The organism is Haloferax profundi (assembly GCF_001469865.1).
GTDB classification, from domain to species: domain Archaea; phylum Halobacteriota; class Halobacteria; order Halobacteriales; family Haloferacaceae; genus Haloferax; species Haloferax profundi.
The window spans coordinates 1-444 of record NZ_LOPV01000314.1; the positions used below are offsets into that span (position 1 = coordinate 1).

Annotated in this window: 1 protein-coding gene; it reads left to right on the forward strand. The window is 45.0% G+C overall.

What is annotated here, in order from left to right; translation table 11 throughout:
- Positions 1-138: 138 nt before the first annotated feature.
- Positions 139-444: hypothetical protein (locus tag AUR66_RS12665; RefSeq protein WP_157533102.1), on the forward strand; the 306-nt coding region annotated here is incomplete at its 3' end.

Sequence of the window (444 nt, forward strand, 5' to 3'; positions counted from 1 at the left end):
CGAATCGATGCTACTCCCACAGCTAAGAGTTAGCAACATGTCAATTTATGTGGCGTGATAATAATTGACAGACGAGTGCGAATTGATGCTAGCCAATAGTGCAAATTTAGGTAGTCGAACAGTTTCCGAGTGGTCTCAATGACTTCTCCGAATATCTCTCCGCCTACGCAGGAGATTATGAACGAAAATCTCGAAAAAGTCGCCGTTGAGGAATTCGGACTTGATGCGGCAACAGCCGAATTAGACTATGACTTAGGAGAAGGCGATTATCGATTTGACGTCTCTTTCGAGGGAGAGTTAGAACATCCCGACTCGATGTTGTTTATAAAGACTGAACTCGGTATACACATGGTCTGGCCAAAAGAACCCCACCCAGAGAATGAGTACCACCACCTCTTCATGTACTCATTTCGCCCTGTCGAGCAGCTAACCGATATCAAAGAT